General features: G+C 67.0%; 12 protein-coding genes and 1 pseudogene. 8 read left to right on the top strand and 5 right to left on the bottom strand.

Features of this window, described 5'->3' with window-relative positions; all coding sequences use genetic code 11:
* Positions 1 to 601 precede the first annotated feature (601 nt).
* The 3 genes and pseudogenes from KBY66_RS00260 to KBY66_RS00250 form a co-directional block, all read right to left on the bottom strand.
* Positions 602 to 787 (bottom strand): annotated as a pseudogene (locus KBY66_RS00260) (IS5/IS1182 family transposase); the annotation flags it as partial.
* 494 nt (positions 788 to 1281) lie between these two features.
* The gene (locus KBY66_RS00255; RefSeq protein ID WP_255087075.1) at positions 1282 to 1530 is read right to left on the bottom strand and encodes a hypothetical protein; all 249 of its coding nucleotides are present in this window, start codon (positions 1528 to 1530) and stop codon (positions 1282 to 1284) included.
* A gap of 21 nt (positions 1531 to 1551) precedes the next feature.
* The gene (locus KBY66_RS00250; RefSeq protein WP_255087074.1) at positions 1552 to 2343 is read right to left on the bottom strand and encodes a class I SAM-dependent methyltransferase; all 792 of its coding nucleotides are present in this window, start codon (positions 2341 to 2343) and stop codon (positions 1552 to 1554) included.
* A 249-nt stretch (positions 2344 to 2592) separates the two neighbouring features.
* On the opposite strand from KBY66_RS00250, the gene KBY66_RS00245 reads away from it, so the two are divergent.
* Entirely contained in the window at positions 2593 to 3441 is an 849-nt protein-coding gene (locus KBY66_RS00245) for a class I SAM-dependent methyltransferase (protein WP_255087073.1), read from the top strand.
* 27 nt (positions 3442 to 3468) lie between these two features.
* Here the strand turns inward: KBY66_RS00245 and KBY66_RS00240 are convergent, their stop codons facing one another.
* Positions 3469 to 3726: a hypothetical protein gene (locus KBY66_RS00240; protein WP_255087072.1), complete on the bottom strand. Its 258-nt coding sequence runs from the start codon at positions 3724 to 3726 to the stop codon at positions 3469 to 3471.
* Positions 3727 to 4104: 378 nt separating this feature from the next.
* Between KBY66_RS00240 and KBY66_RS00235 the strand changes: the two genes are divergently transcribed.
* The 6 genes from KBY66_RS00235 to KBY66_RS00210 all read left to right on the top strand — a co-directional run bounded on the left by KBY66_RS00235 (position 4105) and on the right by KBY66_RS00210 (position 15334).
* Complete coding sequence (locus tag KBY66_RS00235) at positions 4105 to 5145, top strand: ATP-binding protein (RefSeq protein WP_255087071.1); 1041 nt, start codon at positions 4105 to 4107, stop codon at positions 5143 to 5145.
* A gap of 88 nt (positions 5146 to 5233) precedes the next feature.
* A complete protein-coding gene (locus KBY66_RS00230; RefSeq protein WP_255087070.1) occupies positions 5234 to 5566 on the top strand; it encodes a hypothetical protein in 333 nt (110 codons plus the stop codon).
* A 252-nt stretch (positions 5567 to 5818) separates the two neighbouring features.
* On the top strand, positions 5819 to 6499 hold the full coding sequence (locus tag KBY66_RS00225) for a metallophosphoesterase (RefSeq protein ID WP_255087069.1): 681 nt from the start codon (positions 5819 to 5821) through the stop codon (positions 6497 to 6499).
* A complete protein-coding gene (locus KBY66_RS00220) occupies positions 6493 to 9852 on the top strand; it encodes an exodeoxyribonuclease V subunit gamma (RefSeq protein WP_255087068.1) in 3360 nt (1119 codons plus the stop codon). The genes KBY66_RS00225 and KBY66_RS00220 overlap by 7 nt, the downstream gene beginning before the upstream one ends.
* A gap of 29 nt (positions 9853 to 9881) precedes the next feature.
* The gene (locus KBY66_RS00215; protein ID WP_255087067.1) at positions 9882 to 13628 is read left to right on the top strand and encodes a UvrD-helicase domain-containing protein; all 3747 of its coding nucleotides are present in this window, start codon (positions 9882 to 9884) and stop codon (positions 13626 to 13628) included.
* The gene (locus KBY66_RS00210; protein ID WP_255087066.1) at positions 13625 to 15334 is read left to right on the top strand and encodes an ATP-dependent RecD-like DNA helicase; all 1710 of its coding nucleotides are present in this window, start codon (positions 13625 to 13627) and stop codon (positions 15332 to 15334) included. Before KBY66_RS00215 ends, KBY66_RS00210 begins: the two co-directional genes overlap by 4 nt.
* Before the next feature lie 78 nt (positions 15335 to 15412).
* Here KBY66_RS00210 and KBY66_RS00205 read toward each other — a convergent pair whose 3' ends face one another.
* On the bottom strand, positions 15413 to 17584 hold the full coding sequence (locus tag KBY66_RS00205; protein WP_255087065.1) for a glutamine synthetase III: 2172 nt from the start codon (positions 17582 to 17584) through the stop codon (positions 15413 to 15415).
* Positions 17585 to 17762: 178 nt separating this feature from the next.
* Here KBY66_RS00205 and KBY66_RS00200 point away from each other — a divergent pair, with 178 nt between their 5' ends.
* Complete coding sequence (locus tag KBY66_RS00200) at positions 17763 to 17984, top strand: hypothetical protein (RefSeq protein ID WP_255087064.1); 222 nt, start codon at positions 17763 to 17765, stop codon at positions 17982 to 17984.
* Positions 17985 to 17986 lie beyond the last annotated feature (2 nt).

Below are 17986 nucleotides of genomic sequence, written 5' to 3'. Positions count from 1 at the left end.
TCTGGCTATGAATAATCTGATCTACCCGCATCCGTACTCCCACCGCACCTGAACCCGCAGCAAAATTGAGCAGCTGGTTCAGGCTCTGCATCGCCTGATCCAAATCATCATCGGGACAGAACTCCCGATCCAAAATGGCAATGCCTCCCGCAGAAATAGTGGCCGTACCGATGGAAACACCCAACAATTCAAGGGGCGTCAACACAAAACATTGAAAAGCTGTTAAGCTATGCATTCTGGGTGGGGTACAGCCGGATGAATTTAGTTTAATTGCTGGAGTGGCTTCAAAATGGCTTGACGACCAAGGCGTTTGGGCATTTCAACCGTTTTCGGCATGGGCAAGAGCGTTGGCCGCTTGGGCAAGAAAAAGGAAGTCAATCTATCACTTCTACCCTTTATCACCAAATACGTGGATTCATCGACAAAGGTCACGATATCACCACCTAGAAAAGCTCTGGACATCAAGCCCCCATAGCCAGTCACGGTCAGTCAACTGTGTGGCTTGGAACGTTCCAGCGCAGATCGGCCTGATCTCCCCATTTCTGGAGACATGCCACTTGCATTGAGGGCCGTTGCAGCCCCAATAGGTACCACACTCCGCTTATCTTGCCCAGCATAGCAATTGATGACGCACCGTGAATGGGTTCCCAAGGGCTGCCAGGTCGTTCACCTTGCAGCGGTACTTGATCATGCCCCGCAGCCGGGTCTTCTGAAATCCGAACTGCCGCTTGATCACCCGGAACGGGTGCTCGACCTTCGCGCGGAAGTGAGCTTTGGCAGTCTCGATCAGATCATCCAGTCGTCTCTCCGGAGAATCGGGCAGAAGGGGGGTTTCCAGTTCGCTCCAGCTCACACCATATGTAAGCTCTTTGAAGCCAGGGCACGCATACCGTCACGGTGGGTGGCTCTTGTAGAAGAGGGTCTCAATTACCCCCATGCTCAGAGGGCTGAAAGGCACTTGAACCAGCATTTCATCAGGATTCCTCGTTTCCTGAACGAAGAAGCAAGCCAATGGCCTACACCACATGTAGCGCCTACTGCCACGAACTGGAGACCGCCTTTTCGGGCAGAGCACGCCGCTTCCTTGGGCGCATGGCAACGCGGAAGCCGATGCCCTTGCCGTAGGAGATCAGCGCTCGTACCGCGGCACGGAGCCTTGGCTCCCTCCTGGCCGATGCTGCTCCCGGCAGTGGTCTCCGCGTTGGCGCGTTGGGGATCCAGGCCGGGGCGGATCCCGAGCAAGTCACCGTGAACTGCTTCGCCGACGCGACCTAAACAGTCTTAGCGCTGCAGCAGCCAGCGAAGCAGCGACAGACCAATGATCAGGCCGATGCCAGTGTTCCAGAGCCAGGACGGGCGTTCGGCAAAATGCTGCAGCCAACGCGGCATTCGATCGCCCCAGTGCTCCAGCGCCAGCACCGCCAGCACCAGCAAGGCCACGGGGAGTCCAAGGGCCAGCACCAGCTCACGCAGCATTCCATCGCTCGCCGCTATCGGCACCGTACCCAGCAGACAGGGCTGATCAGCCATGGCGATCGACCAGCAGGTGCATCACGGGCCTGGCACTGTGCCCCGGATGGCATGGGCCCGCGCCGGCAGGGTGATCGGGCCGCTGCCGGCCGCCTGCAGGCGGGCTCGCAGCAAGGCGCGGAAGCCGGAGCGTTCCTCCTCGTTCATTGCCGCGAGGGCCTGACCGGCGCTCGGGCCGCCGAGAAGGGTGCTCCAGAAATCCTCGAAGTCGGGGAAGGTGCGTTCCACGGCGATCACTCTCGTCTCGATGTCGCCCAGGCCGGCAGTGGCCCAGAGGTCTCGCAGCACCTCAAGGCGGGAGGCCTCCAGACTGGGGGGCATGGGTGTGGGCCGGCCGACGGCACTCAGGGTTTCCGTCACGTCCCGATAGGGGAAGCCCCCACCCTCCATGTCCCAGGCATAGGCGGCCACCGTGCCACCGGGGGCAACGACCCGCGCCATTTCTGCCACACCTCGGGCCGGCTCGGGCACGAAAAAGATCACCAAGGGCATGACCGCGAAATCGAAGGCGGCGTCAGGGAACGGCAGGGCCATGGCGTCGGCATTCACGAACTCCACGTTCTGCAGGAGCGGATGCTGCCGGGCAAAGTTGAGTTGGGCGTCTGAGGGGTCGATGCCGACGAGCGAGAGCGGTGCGCTCTGCTCTGCGATCAGCTGTGTGAAAGCGCCGTTGCCACAGCCCACATCCAGCCAGCGCAGGCCGGGCTGGGGGGCGATCCAGCTCAGAAACCCCTGGCCAGCAAGACGGCTCCAGACCCCCATGAAGCGGTCGTAACCGGCCCCGTCGGTGAAGCGGATGGGCTCACTGCTCATGGTCATGAGGCTCCACTGGGTTCAAGGGTGCGCTTCGCTCACGATGCCAGCTCAGGCTCGCGTCTGGCTTCATCGTGATCCTTGAGGTTTTGGACTTCTTGATAGCAATTCATCTCCTGTCTTAGCGGCCTGGGGCTGAACCTTGAATCGGGTGGCAGCCCACCCAAATGACCTGTCGGTTACCTGGGTGCTTCCATCACTGCTAGAGGCTGGGTTTCATTCGCCCTGACCAGAAGCCCTTTGGACCCTGTGGACGAGATCAAGCAGACCGTCGCCACCTATACGGCCAGGAGCGTGGAGCAGCGCCGGCACTGGTTCTCGCCGGCCGCAGTGGCCTATGCGGCCACCCGGCCCCGCTACCCGCAGCAACTGGTGGAAGCGGTGGTGGCTCGATCGGGCTTGACGGCTACATCCACGCTGCTGGAGGTGGGCTGTGGGCCGGGTACGGCCACGGTGTCGCTAGCGGAGCTGGGCTGCCGGATCGTGGCCATCGAGCCCAACCCGGAGTTCTGCCTGCTGGCTGAGGAGGTCTGTCAGCGGTACCCGAACGTCGATGTGGTGACGACATCTCTGGAGGAGTGGGAACCTCAGCAGGAGCGGTTCGATGCCGTGCTGGCGGCCACCTCCTTTCACTGGATCCCGCCGGAGATCGCCTATCCGAAAGCGGCCGGTGTCTTGCGGGAGAACGGCTGGTTGATCCTGCTGTGGAACAAGGAGCTGCAGCCACCGATCCAGACCCATGAAGCCTTGCGATCGATCGCCGGCCGCCATGCCCCTGAGCTGGAGCGCCCCTATGAAGATGCCGCCACCGTGGCCGGAATTCTCGAGACCTTGGGGCAACCCCTGCTGGAGTCGCCTTTGTTTCATGGTGCCCATAGGGGTCAGTGGCTGGTGGAAAGCCTGCTGGCGATTGACGACTACCTGACCCTGCTGACCACCTACTCACCGTTTCTGGCCCTTGATCCAGCGGTGCGGGATGCCCTCCTGGCTGAGCTGAGACCGGCGCTGGCGACGTTGCATGGGGAGTCGGTGCCGCTGATCCACACCTCCGCGTACGTCATGGCGCAACGGAAGACGGCACAGAGGTTCGCTGCTTGATACGGGACCAGAGGACCCAGGCTGTTGTTAGGCCGTCTGGGCATCCTGGCTGCGGTACGGGCGCGTGAGCTGGCCGTCAGCGTCGATCAGGCCAGCGTCCATCAGGAATTGGCGCGCAAGGCTGGTGATGGGCGCCAGCTGCTGCCCCTGCAGGGCGTAATGGAGCGCCGGCGCGGCGGCTGAATCGGGGCCGTTCAACCGGCAGGCGAGGAGCAACGCCCAGCGGCCCAGGGGCAGCCACTCCATCCCCTCGACCGGAGCCGGGCAGATGCTCGCCAGAAGCACCGCCTCCAGCTCGCCAGCACGCAGCAGCTCACACCAATGGCTCAGGCTACGCCACAGCAGCGGAGTCGGCCCACTGGGGGCGGGGGGGCATCGAGCAGGTGCTGATGGAACAGGCCTGAGGCCACACGCAGGCCTGTGGCAGGGCACAGGGAGGGAGGGATCGGAGCCAGGGGGGGAGGGATCGGAGCAGCCAACGGAACTGGAGCTGGTCAGCGGGTGACGGAATGCTCTTGCCAGCACGGCCGTCATCGGTCTTTGTTGCTGACCGCCACCAGCACGGGGGCGCAGCGCTGACGGATCGTGATGGTTGCAGCAGGAATGGCGGTGCCAGTCCTGCTGCCCAATGGGGCTGGGGACCTGTTCCTTGATCCAACGCCCATGACTTCCTCTCCGTCCGCGACTGCCGAGCAACGCCGCCCCAACTCGGATCCGCCGGCTCGGCCGCTGCGCTGCCACCTGCTGATCGGCCCTCCGGCCAGAGGCAAGTCCACCCTCGCCCGACACCTGGCCGCGCTGTTGAGCAGGCCTGAGGCGCCGCCGCCCAGTTACATCAGCAGCCGCGACATTTGCTCCGAGATCTTTGGCGATCGGGGCGTCTTTGGGCCATGGGATGACATCGCGGCCGTGATGCACCAGCGCATCCAGGAGGCTGTCTGCTCAGGCGCTCCGGTGATTGTCGAGGCCACCTTCACGCGCCGCTCCTGGCGCCTCGCGATCACCCAGAAGCTGGAGCTGCCGGTCCCGGTGGAGTGGATCGGCTGGTGGCTGCGCACCCCCGGCGAGCTCTGCCAGCAATGGAACCAGGGCCGTGATCACCGCGTCCCCGAACAGGTGATCGACAACCATGTCTCCTCGCTGGCTCAGGCCCCCTTCTCGCCCAGCCGCTCGGAGGGTTTCGCGGCGTTGGTCTGCGTTGAACCCCATCACCACAAGCCACTGGAGCCGCACCTGCAGGCGGGGCTGGCGAGGCTGGAGCGGCGGATCAGCGCCGCCCGCAACTGGGACGCCCGGTTGGTTCCCCATGCCTATTCCCGCCTGCTGGATTGCGAGCGGCTGCTCCACCTGATCCAGTTGCTCAGCCGCCAGCCGGAACTGACCGCCACCAACGCCCAATTCTCCCCTGAGGAATCTGCAGCCGGCCGAGCGGGCCGCCGCCCTGCTCGGCCGGCTGCACGGGCCTTGCTATGCGGATGTGAACGCGATTGCGGCCGACCTGGACTGGTTGCGGCAGCAGGGTTTCACCGCCGCCTGGCGCGTCCGCTCCGAGCAGGGGGAGACCGGGCCGATGGTGGCGGTCGAGCCGCCGCCCTGGTCAGCGACGCAACCGCTCAGCGCGGGCGGCTGGTCAGCGCTCGGCGATCGCGAGGCCTTTTGCCGGGCGCTCACCCTGCTGCGCCACATCCTTCACCACCCGTTTGATCGATAGGAGGGGGTAGCGATCGACCACCATCTGGCTGCTCGTCTGGCGACCCTCAGCGGCGGCAGTCAGTGCTGGACGCCCCGCCAGTTGCACCAGAGCATCACCACCGTCCTTACCCCCTATGGCTTTCGTGATGCGGCAGCCAGTGGCCGCAATGGCTATGCCCTCGGCGCCTCGCTGCTGCCCTTGCCGCTGCAGGTGGAGATCCATGGGCTGCTGCAGGCCAATGCCGATCGACTCGGTGATCCCAGCGGGCAGGCCATCGCCCGGGAGCTGGGAAGGCGGTTGCAACGCAGTGGCATCGTCATCGAGGCGGTGCCGCCGGTGCGGACGTTCTTCAACCGCTCCCCATGGGCCATTCCCATGGGGTCAGCCGCTCAGAAGCTTCCCGCTGCAGACCCAGAGCCGTCTCGGTGCTAAGCAGGCGCGCTCGCACGTACGGCTGCAATTGATAGGGAGAGTCCGACTGGATCCCAGCAACGAGTTGGGCGTGACGCTGGCCTTGAAGTCGAGGTCGCCCGAGGGGTGCACCAAGCCGGGCAGCACCCCCGCCAGCACCGGGGGGAACCGGGCGGAACTACTCCAGCCCAGGGGCCTCGAAGGCGGAGCTGACAAAAACCTGCTTGAAGGGCCAGAGTGTATTTGCGCAAGAATCCTTGAAGCGCAGTTTCAATGGCGTCCGCACCGCCCCATCCGTGTCACTGGGTGATTGGTGATGTCCACGGTTGCGCCCACGCCCTGCAGGCCCTGGTCGCCAGGCTTCCTGCCGCCGATCGCCTGATTCTCTGCGGTGATCTGATCAACCGCGGTCCCCAGATCCAGCGGGCGATGCAACTGGGCTGGAGCCTGGTGCGGAGCGGCCGGGCGGTCTGGTTGCGCGGCAACCATGAGCAGAGGCTGCTGGAGTCCCTGGATCGGGGTGGTTCGATCGGCAACCCCGACCTGGCCGGATCCGACACCTATCGGCAACTGGGTCCAGAGCAATGCCAGCTCTGGCGGCGCCGGCTGGCCTCCCTGCCCCTGGCCTACTGGGGCAGGGGATGGGTGGCGACCCACGCCGGCTTCGATCCGCTCACCTGGAAAGCCGATCTGAGGATCCGCGGGCCGTTCTGGCGGGCCTATGACGGTCGTTACGGGGATGTGATCATCGGCCACACCCCCGGGGCAGCCGTGAAGCGCCGAGCCAATTCGATCGTGATGGTGGACACCGGAGCCTGCTATGGGGGCAGGTTGACGGCCTACTGCCCTGAAACGGGAACCACGGTCAGCGTGCCAGGCCTGGGCTTCCAGCCTGAGGGGGCCGGTGGGCTGGGGTCCCTGGAGCAGGCACTGCTGGCGACCAGCCCTTGCTGACGGTCTACCGCAGCAACCGAGCCGAATTTCTGGCCCAGTTGCTGGCCCAGCAACTTCGCCTCGATCCCCCCAGCCCCTGGGACACCGTCCAGGTGGTGGTGAACACCTGGCCCACCAGCCGCTGGCTGGGGGAACAGCTGGCCGTGGAGCTGGGGGGAATCGCCGCCAATCTGCGGTTCCCCTTCCCCGCCAGCCGTCTGCGCCAGATCGTCAATCATCTGCTGGACGATGACCCCGCTGGCGTCGATCCCTGGCGTGCCTCCAACCTGGTCTGGCCGGTGCTGGAGTTGCTCCCCGACCTGGTGGAGGGTGGCGAGGCCCTCCTGCTCGAGCGTTGGCTGCAGGGGCGCGGGGATCCCAGACGGCTCGATGCGGCGCTCTGGCAGCTGGGCCGGGCCATCGCCGACGCCTTCGACGATCTCACCCTGTACCGGCCGGCCATGGTGGCGGCCTGGGGCATCGGGGAGGACCAGGACGATCGGGGCCAACCCCTGCCGGCCCTGCAGCGCTGGCAGCCCCAGCTCTTCCGCCAGCTCCATGGTCGCCTCGGGGTGCCGCCGTTCGGATCCAGGCTGATCGAGGCGATCGAGCGGCTGCGCCGGGGCACCGCCCGCGTTGATGGGCTGGTGGGTCCGCTGCGTCTGTTCGGCCCCAGCAGCAGCGCTCCGCTTCAGGTGCAGTTGCTCCAGGCCCTCGCCAGCGCCCTGCCAGTGGAAATCTATCTGCTCACCCCTTGTCGTGATCTGTGGCAGCGCTGCAGCCACCGCCGCCAGGAGCTCAGCGATGCCGTGGCGCTCAGCGAACCCTTCGCCCTCGACTGGTTAATGCAGGCCCCTGGGCTGGAGGGCCGTTTCGGCCGGCTGGGCGGAGAGTTCCAGCAACTCCTGGAAGGCACCGGCGAAGCCCAGCTGGGCAGTGCCCGGGAGCAGGATCTCTTTCTCCTTCCCGCCACCGCCGCCAGCCTGCAGGGGCGAACCCCCCAACTCTTGGAGCAGCTCCAGGAGCTGCTGGTGGAGCAGCAACCCCACCAGCCCCTGCAATGGACTCCAGGGGATCGATCCCTGGAGTTTCACCCGTGCCCGGGGCGGCTACGGCAGGTGCAGATCGTGCGCGACCGTCTGTTGCAGTTGATGGCCGAGGACAGCAGCCTCGAGCCGCGTCACATCCTGGTGATGACACCGGATGTGGACCGGCTTGCCCCCTTGCTGGCCGCCGTGTTCGGCGATGCCGGGGCCACCGGCGTGCCGCTGCCGTGGCGACTCACCGACCGCAGCCAGCAGGGGGAAGCGGGCCTCACCAGCGCACTGCTGCAACTGCTGCGGCTGGGGGGCGAGCGGCTCACCGCCTCCGCCTTCGATGCCCTGCTTCAGAACGCCGCGCTGCAGGAGCACTTCCAGCTCGAGACCGGCGAGGCCGCCGCCCTCAGCTCCACCCTTCAGACCTGCGGTTTCCGCTGGGGGCTGGAGGCCAGTCAACGGGGCGGTGAGGCCTGTCACAGCCTCGCCTGGGCGATTGATCGACTGTTGCTCGGCCTGGCGCTGCCGGAGCGGCCCGGACTGGCGGCCGGGGGCTGCGCCCCCCATCGGCTGGGGGGAGGGCTCGAGCGGCTCGGGCGCTGGATTCAGTTGCTCACCAGCCTGCGCGAGGTGCTGGGGGAGCTGGGCAGCCCCCGCAGCAGCACCGAGTGGGCGGGGCGGCTGCCCCATCTGATGGCGCACCTGTTCGGCGACGGGGGTGAGCGGGCCTGGGAACTGCAGGCCCTCCGCCAAACGATCGCCACCTGGCAGGAGAGCGCCGCGACCTGCTCCCTCCTGCTCACGGCCCCCGTGGTGGCCGCCGTGTTGGAGGAGCACCTGTCGTCAGACAGCGGCCGCTTCGGTCACCGCAGCGGCGCCCTGACGATCAGCGCCCTTGAGCCGATGCGCGCCATCCCCTACCGGGTGATTGTCCTGATGGGGCTCGATGCCGGCACCTTTCCCCGCCAGAGGCAACGGCCGGGTTTTCACCTGATGGAACGGCAACGCCGGCTCGGCGATCCCAACCCAGCCGATCAGGACCGCTACGGGCTGATCGAGGCCTTGCTTTCAGCCCGGGACCATCTGCTGGTCTGCTGGAACTGCCGCGAGGAACACAGCGGCGAAACCCTCCCCCCCTCAGCGCCGGTGCGCCAGTGGCTGGAGCTGCTGCGAACGGAACTGGGTGAAGCGGTGGCAACGTCCCTGGTGGTGAGTCATCCGGCCAGTCCGCTCGATCGCCACAACTTTCTGGCCCAAGGCGGGCGCTTGCCGGCCAGCTGTGATCGGCGCCTCCTCAGGGTTCTGCAGCGGCTGGAGAAGCCCGAGACCGTTGGGCCCCGAATCAATCCATGGGACGGTGCCACCTCTCCCCTGGCCCTGCGGGGGGAAGGGCGAGACACTCCTCCGGAATCCGGGGCAGAGCAGGCTGCCGAGCTGCTGGACGCTGGGGAGGCCTACCGCGACCTTCGCCAGTGGCTGACCAGGCCCCAGGCGCACTGGCTGCGGGGGTTGGGCCTCGATCCGCGGGAATGGACCGATCCGATCGAGGATCTCGAAGATCTCGAACTCAATGAGCGGCAGCGCGCCTCCCTGCTTCGCCAGGTCCTGGCCGCGCCTCCAGCCGGCGGTTCAGCCGATCCGCCGGACTGGGCCCTGATCACCCTGGGCAGGGGCCAGCTGCCCCCGCGGGCGGCCGGAGTGCTCGAAGTCCGGGCCCTGAGCGAGCGGTGGGGCTCCCTGAAGCAGACCCTCGACGCGCTCGGCAGCCCGCGGCAGGAGACCCACCGCTGGAAAGCAGCTGCGAATTCTGGCCAGCCCCTAGAGGCAACCCTCACCTGGCATGACCAAACGATCGTGCTGGTGCAGACCGGCAGGGCCCAGCCGCGCCATCGGCTGGAGCTGGCGTTGCAACTGCTGCTGGCCACCACCAGTGGAGCCAAGGCCTCAGGCGCCGTGTTGATCGCCCGCGGCAAGGACACCTTCTCGGTGGTGGAGCGGCTCCAACCCCCGACGTCCCTGGAGGCCGGCGCGATCCTGGAGCAGTGGCTGCGGTGGCGCCAGCGGCATCGCAGCCACTGCTGGCCGGTGCCGCCCGCCACCGGCTGGGCCTACGCCACCGCCGAACGGGCCAAACCCGGCAGCGGCCCCGCCGGGGCGACGGCCAGCTGGGAAGGCAGCGGCTTTGGCGGCCGCCCGGAGCGGGAGGACGCCGCCATCGGCCTCTGCTTCGGACGCGACACGCCCGCCAAGGAGCTGTTGATGGGGACGTTCGGACCCTTTATCGAGCTGGCGATCGAGCTGCAGGCCCCCTTGCTGGCCCTGCAGGCCGAGCCATGACGGACCATCCGTCCTCACCATCTGTCCTGATGGTGGACTTCGAGCCCAATCAGGTGGGCCTGGAGGCCGGCGTGGTGCTGCTTGAAGCCAGTGCCGGCACCGGCAAAACCTTTGCCCTGGCCCATCTGGTGCTACGGTTGGTGTCGGAGCGGCAGCTGTCCCTGCGGGACCTGCTGGTGGTGACCTTCACCGAGGCGGCCGCCGCCGAGCTCAAGGATCGGATCGGTCGACGCCTGGAGCAGGCCCTCAAGGGCCTGGAGCAGCTGGAAGCGGGCGCGATGGCTGCCGCGATCGAGGGCATCGACGCGGTGCTGTCCGCCTGGCTCGACGGCCAGGCAACCGCCGCCTGCCCCAGGCTGCGGGCCCGTCTGGTGCTGGCCCTCGAAGACCTCGACGCCGCCGACATCACCACGATCCACGGCTTCTGCCGCCGCACCCTGCAGCGCCATGCCCTGGAGGCCGGGCTCGGTCCGGAGGTGAACCTCGAAACCGACGGCGCCACCCTGCTCGGGCAGATCTGCCATGACTACTGGCAGCAACAGGTGCTGCCCTTGCCCAGCCCCCTGCTGGAGGGCCTCAAGCGCAAGGGGGCGACCCTGGCTGGGCTGAACGCCCTGCTGGCACAACTGGAGGGGGATCCGTCCCTGGAGCTTCCTCCGCTGTCGAGTGGTTTCCAGGCCGATCAGCCCCTGGCACCCCAGCTCACTGAGCACTGGGACCAGCTCTGGTCAACCTTCCGCCGGGAATGGCAGGAACGGGGGGAGCGCCTCTACGCCGCCCTCAAGGCCGCCCCGGCCCATTGGAAGTCACTCGGCGCCAAAGCCTCCAAGGAGTATCCGCTCAAGCCAAAGATCGATCGCCACCAGCAGCTTTGCGATTGGTTGAGCGCCCAGGAGGGCCTGGAGGAGCCGGGGTCCTACGCCGCCGTCCTGGCGGACAGGAACGGCCTCACCGACTACTTCCACCCTGGACCCTTCACCAGGCAGGCCAGCCCCTGGGAGGGCCCGGCGGTGTCGTTGCCGGAGCAGACGCTGATGGAGGCGGTGGCGGCCCTGGTGGACGGCCCCGCCGAAGCGTTGCTGCTTCACTTCTGCCATTGGGCCCGCCGGGAGGTCCGTCAGCGGCGCCTCCACAGTGGCCGGATGAGCTTCGGCGATCTGCTGCTGGGCCTCGACCCCGGCCCGGACGGCAAGGCCCACGGGGACTTGATCGCCGCGGTTGGTCAGCGGTATCGGGCGGCCCTGATCGATGAGTTCCAGGACACTGATCCGATCCAGTGGCGCATCCTGCGCCAGGCTTTCCTTGGCCCAGCGGCAGCAGGGGTCCTGCCGGATCATCTGCTGGTGATGGTGGGGGATCCGAAGCAGGCGATCTACCGCTTCCGCGGCGGCGACCTGGCGACCTACAAAGCCGTGCGCCAGGCCACCGCTCGGGTGGTTGCCCTGCGCCAGAACTTCCGGGCCTCGGCGGGGCTGATCGCGGCGCTCAACCGGCTGATGGCGCCGGGTCTGCTCCGCTCCGGCCTGGAGGTCCCCGCCGTGGTGGCCCAGCGGGCTGGGGGAATCACCCTGGCCTTGCCGTCTGGCGATTCCCCCCTCCAACTGCTCTGGCTGGGCGAGGAGGTCCCGCCGGGGGCTCCCCTGCCGAGCCGCAGCGACCTGGAGCGGGAGATCCCGCGGCAGGTGGCGGCCCTGGTGCTGCGACTGCTGCAAGGGTCCATCCGCGTTGGGGATGGCGAGCGAAGCCGCAGCCTGCTTCCCGGGGACATCTGTCTGCTGGTCAGCCGCCATGACCAGGCGGAATCCCTTCGTCTGGCTCTTCAGCAACGGGGAATCGCCAGCCGGTTGGTGAGCAAGGGGGATGTGTTGCAGAGCGAAGGGGCTCACGCGCTTCAGCGGCTGCTCGATGCCCTGGCCGAGCCGGGCAGTGGCCGCAGGCGGCGCTTGCTGGCCGCCTCCCCCCTGCTGGGCTGGAGTCCGAAGCGGATCGCCGAGGCCAGTACCGACGCCTGGGATGCCCTGGCCGATCGGATCGCCACCCTCTCGGCCAGCCTCAGCAGCCGGGGGCTGTTGGCTGCCCTGGGGGAGCTGATCAGTCCGGAGGTCATGGCGCAACTGGCCCAGGGCGGTGGATTACTGGCAGACCTGCAGCAGTGCGCTGAGCTGGTCCAGGAACGGCTGCATCAGGAGAAGCTGGGTGCCGCCGCCGCCGCCGACTGGCTGCGTCAACGCCGGCACCATCCGCCGTTGACGCTGCCGGACAATCACCAGTCGAACAGCGCCACCGTGGCCTCCGCCGTGGGGGTGGTGACGGTGCATCGCAGCAAGGGACTGGAGTTCCCCGTGGTGATCTGTCCTTACCTCTGGCAGGCCCCGGGGGAGCGGCGGGCCCGCCTCGATCTGCATGGCAATTCCCACTGGGGCGAAGGCCTGGCCGCCGCCGCCCGGGAGCGGCAACAACGGGAGGCTGAAGCGGAGCGGCTCGCCTATGTGGCTGCAACCCGGGCCATGGAGCTGCTGATCCTCTGCTACGGGCCCGCCCGGAATCAGGCCCTCAATCCGCTGCTGCCCTGGCTGTTCCCCACCCTCCCCTTGCCCCAGGACGGCGACGACGGTGACCCCCTCCAGGAGCGATCGGCCCTGGAGGGGATCCAGGGTCTACAGCTGATCACGGTGGGGCCCGAGCAAGCGGCTGGGGAGCGCTGGCAGCCCCCGACAGCGCAGGGAGAGCTCTCCACCGGGCCGATTCCCGAGCGTCGCCTCGCCGATGGCTGGGGACGCAGCAGCTACTCCAGCTGGACCCATGGGACGGACTCCAGCCTGGGTCCCCTCGCCCTGGAGGAGGGACGCGAAACCGATGCGATCAGCGTTCCACCGCTGGCAGAGTCCCTGTCTGGGGTCTCCACCAGACCACCCAGAATGGCCTGGGAGCGAACCGGGCCCCTTGCCTTCTTCCCCCGGGGCGCGGCCGCCGGCGACTGCCTGCACCGCATCCTCGAGCAGGTGGATCTCCAGGTTCCAGCCGCGTCGCCCCCCCAGCCTGAGCTGGTGGGGCGCGAGCTGGCGCGGGCCGGCATCGAGGCCAGCCAGCAGGATGCCGTGCTGGGTTTCCTGGATCAGCTGCGGCTCACCCCGATGGGCGGCGTCCTCGGCGGCTTCCGGTTGTCTGAGCTAGCGATGGGCCGTCGGTTGAACGAGATGAACTTCGATCTGCCCCTGGCGATAGGGAATGGCCACCTGGTGCGCTCCTCCGGCCTGGCCCGGGTGTTCAGGGATCACCCCGTTCACGGTGCGGCCGCCTACGGCGATCAGCTGGCCGCCCTGGAGGTGGCCAGTCGCGGCTTCCTCACCGGCTCGATGGATCTGGTCTTCACCGCCCCCGACGCCACAGGCCAGGAGCGCTGGTGGGTGGCCGACTGGAAGAGCAACTGGCTGGGGGAGCGGGATCAAGCCGGCCAGCCGCTGGCCTGCGGCCCGCTCCACTACGACCAGGCGGCGATGGCGGAGCTGATGCGAGCCAACCACTACCTGTTGCAGGGGCACCTCTACCTGGTGGCGCTGCATCGCTATCTGGGGTGGCGCTTGCCGGGCTACCGGGCCATCGACCAGCTCGGCGGATACGTCTACGTGTTCCTGCGTGGTGTGCCTGGCCCCCAGCCCTTGGTGGAGGCCGCCATGGCCCTGCCCGAAACCTACGTGCCCGGCATGCTGGTGGAGCCGGTCGATCTGGCGCGGCTGGAGGCCCTCGATGGGCTCCTCCGCGACGGGCAGCCATGACGGCGTCCCCGCCTTCGAGCCGTAACGGAAGCCCCTGGCTGGGGCCCTTGGCCGAGGCCATGGCGGAGGCGTTGCCCCGGCTCTACGGAGCGGCGCCCGATCCCCTGTTGCGCGAACTGATCGTGGCCCTCACAGCGGCCCTGGAGCGGGGGGAGCTGGAGCTTCCCCTTCAGGGGCCCCCGCCGGATGGGGTGTCCTTCGCCCATTGGCCAGCGGCCCACAGAGCCGCCCTGGAGCGTTCGGGATTGGCTGCCGCCCTCGACGAAGCAGGCGATCCGCCGTCACCGCTCGTGGTCACGGCGGCGGGGGGGATCGCTTGGCGCCGTTGGCACGAGGAGCTGCAAAGGTTGCTGACCGCTCTGCAGGAGCGGGCCCTTGCCCCATTGGCGGAGCCGATCCCTGCCGTGGACCAGCGCAAGGCCGTGGCGGAAGCCTGCCGGCGCGGTGCCCTCGACCGGCAGCAGCAACGGGCCGTGGAGGCCCTGTTGCGTCATCGACTCGTGCTGCTGGGGGGAGGCCCGGGAACCGGAAAAACCTCCACCGTGGTGCAGATGCTGGCGACGGCGCTCGGCCTGAGCCCCCAGCTGCGCGTGGGGCTGTCGGCACCCACCGGCAAGGCCGCTGCTCGCCTGAAGCTGGCAATCGAGGACCGTTGCCGTGCCCTGCCGGAAGTCCTCGGGGCGGCCTTGCTCGCGCTGCCCTGCGGCACCCTGCACCGCCTGCTCGAAAGCCAGGGCGACGGCTTTGCCCGCAATCGGCAGAACCCTCTCGCCATCGACCTGCTCGTGGTGGACGAAGTGTCGATGCTCGACCTCAGCCTGGCCACGGCCTTGATCGAGGCCCTGCCGGAGCAGAGCCAGCTCCTGCTGGTGGGAGACCCTGCCCAGTTGCCGCCGGTGGCACCTGGCGCGATCCTGGCGGAGCTGCATCAGCCGGAGTGCTGGAGCCGGTTGGGCGAGGCCGCCGTTGAGCTCAGCACCCCCTACCGCAACCAGGGCGCCATTGCCGCCGTCGCCAATCTGTTGCGCCAAGGGGATCAGCCGGGCGTGCTCGCACGCCTCCAGCAGCTCAGTCCCGGCGACAACCTGGCCTGGCTGTGCTGCCCGACTCCGCGGCTGCCAGCAGAACTGGTGGAGCGGATGCGGGCCAAACAGCAGGAGCTGCGCGCCCTGGCGCTGGCCTTCACAAGCGACGAGCCCAGCAGCGGCCAGGCCCTGCTTCGGCATCTTGAGGCCTTCATAGTGCTCTCCCCTCTGCGGCGCGGTCCCTGGGGTGTGGAGGAACTCAACCGGCGCCTGCTGGGGCCGCTGAGCAGCAGGGACCCCGCGGGTTGGCCCCCGGGCACCCCGGTGATCTGCACCCGGAACCAGAACGACGAAGGTCTCTCCAATGGGGACCTGGGTGTGATCGTGCAGGCCGCGGAGCGGGCCGTGCTGTTCCCGGGATCGAGGGGAGAGCCGGCAGGGGCAAGTTCCCTGAAGTTGGTGCACCCGGCACGACTGGAGGGCGCTGAGGCCGCCTACGCCCTGACGATTCACAAAGCCCAGGGGAGTGAATATCAGGAGGTGTGGCTGTTGTTTCCGAAGACGGAGCATCCAGACATTCGATCGCTCTACACCGGCTTGACCCGTGCTCGCGAACAGGCTGTTCTGGTGACTCCGCCGGAACCAGGTTGGTTGCTGGAGAGGGACCCAGTCCTGGGCTGAGAAGGGGGCCCGGCGCGGCCCCCGTACCCCGTAGAGCATGCCGAAAGCGCGATCGATCTTCAGGAAAGAAATCGATCCTCAGCGAACGAACAGCATCTCCTGGTAGGTGGGCAGGGGCCAGATGGCATCGTCCACCAGGGTTTCCAGGCCATCGACGGCCTCCCTCAAGGTTTCCATCAGCGGCAGCAGGGTGTGGGCGCAGTGGTTCATGTGGGCCTGAACCTCGCCATGGGGGGGGCTGTCGATCGCTTCGTCCAACTTGGTGCAGGTTTGCAGCAATTGCTGGTTGAGGCTGGCGATCTTGCCGGCCATCGCCCGGTCGGGGGGCAGGCCCAGGTTCTCCTGGTGATGCAGGGAGCTGGACAATTGGCCCAGGTAGGTCATCACGGCCGGGTAGATCTGGGTGCGGGCCATCTGCAGGGCCAGCCTGGCCTCCACTTCGATTGCCAGCACGTACTGCTCGGCGTAGACCTCGTAGCGGCTCTCCAGTTCCACGGGGCTGAGCACCCCTTCGCTGATAAACAACTGGCGAACATCATCCCGCTGTAGCACTGACAATGCATCGGCGGTGGTGCGCAGGTTCTCCAAACCCCGCTCTTCGACAGCCATGTGGTGCCAGGCCTCGGAATAGCCATCGCCACCGAACACCACGGAACCGTGCTCCTGCATGATCGTCTTGAGCACAGCAAACGCCGCATTCGGGAGGGTTTCACCCGCCGCCAGCTTCGCCTCAAGCTGATCGGCAACGAACCGCAGTGAATCCGCCAGGATGGTGTTCATCGCCACCAGTGGGCCAGCCACCGACTGGTTGGAGCCGACAGCCCGGAACTCGAAGCGGTTGCCGGTGAAGGCGAAAGGGGAAGTGCGGTTGCGATCGCCGGGATCCTTGGGGAATTCGGGCAGGGTGTCGACACCCAGCTGCATCACCCCAGCTGTGGTGGACCCGGTGACCTCCCCTTCGAGAATCTGTTTGTAGACATCTTCCAACTGGCTGCCAAGGTAGACAGAGATGATCGCCGGGGGGGCTTCATTGGCCCCGAGCCGGTGGTCGTTGCCCGCGGTGGCCACCACGGCCCGCAACAGGGGGCCATAGAGATGGACGCCACGGATCACGGCGCCGCAGAACAGCAGAAACTGCATGTTCTCGTGGGGGGTGCTGCCGGGATCCAGCAGGTTCCCCTGGGTGGCGTTGCCCACCGACCAGTTGACGTGCTTGCCGGAACCGTTGATGCCTTCAAACGGCTTTTCGTGCAACAGGCAGTTCATGCCGTGCTTGCGGGCCGTGTTCTTCAACAGCGTCATCGTGAGCTGCTGGTGATCGGTGGCCACGTTGGCCGCCTCGAAAAAGGGTGCGATCTCGAACTGGCCAGGTGCCACTTCGTTGTGGCGGGTCTTGGCGGGAATCCCGAGGGTGTACATCTGGCGCTCCACGTCCTGCATGAAGACCTGGACCCGTTGGGGAATCGCCCCGAAATAGTGGTCGTCGAATTGCTGGCCCTTGGCGGAGGGGTGTCCGAACAGGGTGCGGCCGGTCAACAGGATGTCTGGGCGCAGGGTCACGAAGGCACTGTCCACCAGGAAATACTCCTGCTCGGCGCCACAGCTTGAGTTGACTGGTGCGACATCGGTGTAGCCGAGCATCTTCAAGAGGCGCTGGGCCTCCTTGTTCATCGCTGCGTTGGAGCGCAGCAGCGGGGTTTTCTTGTCGAGAGCTTCCCCGGTCCAGGAGATGAAAACTGTGGGGATGCAGAAGGTGACCCCGTTGGGGGTCTCCATCAGGAAGGCCGGGCTGGTGATGTCCCAGGCCGTATAGCCGCGGGCCTCGAAGGTGGAGCGGATGCCACCGTTCGGGAAGGAGGAGCCATCCGGTTCTCCCTGCACCAGCACCTTGCCGGTGAACTCGCTGATGGTGGAGCCATCGCCTTGAACGGAGATGAAACCGTCGTGCTTCTCCGCGGTGGAGTTGGTGAGTGGGTAGAAAACGTGCGCGTAGTAAAGGGCACCCCGGCCAGTGGCCCACTCCTTCATGGCCTGGGCGACCACGTTGGCCACGGAGACATCGAGCTTGCCTCCCTCCTTGATCGTTTTCTGGACCGACTTGAAGACCTCCTTGGGGAGGGCCGCCTTCATCTTGGCCAGATCGAACACGTCCTGGGCCCAGAGTTCCTGGAGGGGAGCGTTGGGGGCCGTCGCCGCAGCAGGGCGTTCCTGGATGGTCTGGAAAGCGGCGAGACGCTGGGAGCTGGGCATGGGTGAAGAAATTGTCTTGACTGGCATCCTTGGCCGTGGCGTGCCGCCGGGATGAAGCGATTGCTACAGATCGGCCGGATGCTCACCCCGCCCGGGCCATGCCCGCAGGCTTCGCCCACCATCCGGCTCGGCTGGGTTGATGGGGGAGACTGAACAGGCCGCATGATCTGTCACCGCCATGATCCGTTACTACCTTCTATTACCGGATCCGACGGGTGGAGAGGCCACCCTGGGCAGGATGCTCGACGATCGCTCCGAGTCCTGCTTCGACGGTTCAGCCACACCGCCGAGCTGGCAGACCTGCAGCAACCAGATCCAGCGGCGCCTGCATTCCCACGACAAGATCGCCGAGATCAGCCAGGCCCGCGCCCAGGCCTGGAAGCCTTCGGCCTTCATCTGAAT

Origin of the sequence: Synechococcus sp. Tobar12-5m-g (assembly GCF_024345415.1) — a bacterium.
In the GTDB taxonomy this organism is placed as follows: domain Bacteria; phylum Cyanobacteriota; class Cyanobacteriia; order PCC-6307; family Cyanobiaceae; genus Regnicoccus.
Note: the sequence above shows the minus strand (reverse complement) of the source record. Positions and strands in the feature narration are given on the sequence as shown.

Bases quoted from the DNA above. Each gene is read 5' to 3' on its own strand.
- KBY66_RS00255 (WP_255087075.1), bottom strand. From the start codon at position 1,530: ATGGCTGATCAGCCCTGTCTGCTGGGTACGGTGCCGATAGCGGCGAGC.
- KBY66_RS00250 (WP_255087074.1), bottom strand. From the start codon at position 2,343: ATGAGCAGTGAGCCCATCCGCTTCACCGACGGGGCCGGTTACGACCGC.
- KBY66_RS00235 (WP_255087071.1), top strand. From the start codon at position 4,105: ATGACTTCCTCTCCGTCCGCGACTGCCGAGCAACGCCGCCCCAACTCG.
- KBY66_RS00225 (WP_255087069.1), top strand. From the start codon at position 5,819: ATGGCGTCCGCACCGCCCCATCCGTGTCACTGGGTGATTGGTGATGTC.
- KBY66_RS00215 (WP_255087067.1), top strand. From the start codon at position 9,882: ATGGTGGACTTCGAGCCCAATCAGGTGGGCCTGGAGGCCGGCGTGGTG.
- KBY66_RS00210 (WP_255087066.1), top strand. From the start codon at position 13,625: ATGACGGCGTCCCCGCCTTCGAGCCGTAACGGAAGCCCCTGGCTGGGG.
- KBY66_RS00205 (WP_255087065.1), bottom strand. From the start codon at position 17,584: ATGCCCAGCTCCCAGCGTCTCGCCGCTTTCCAGACCATCCAGGAACGC.
- KBY66_RS00200 (WP_255087064.1), top strand. From the start codon at position 17,763: ATGATCCGTTACTACCTTCTATTACCGGATCCGACGGGTGGAGAGGCC.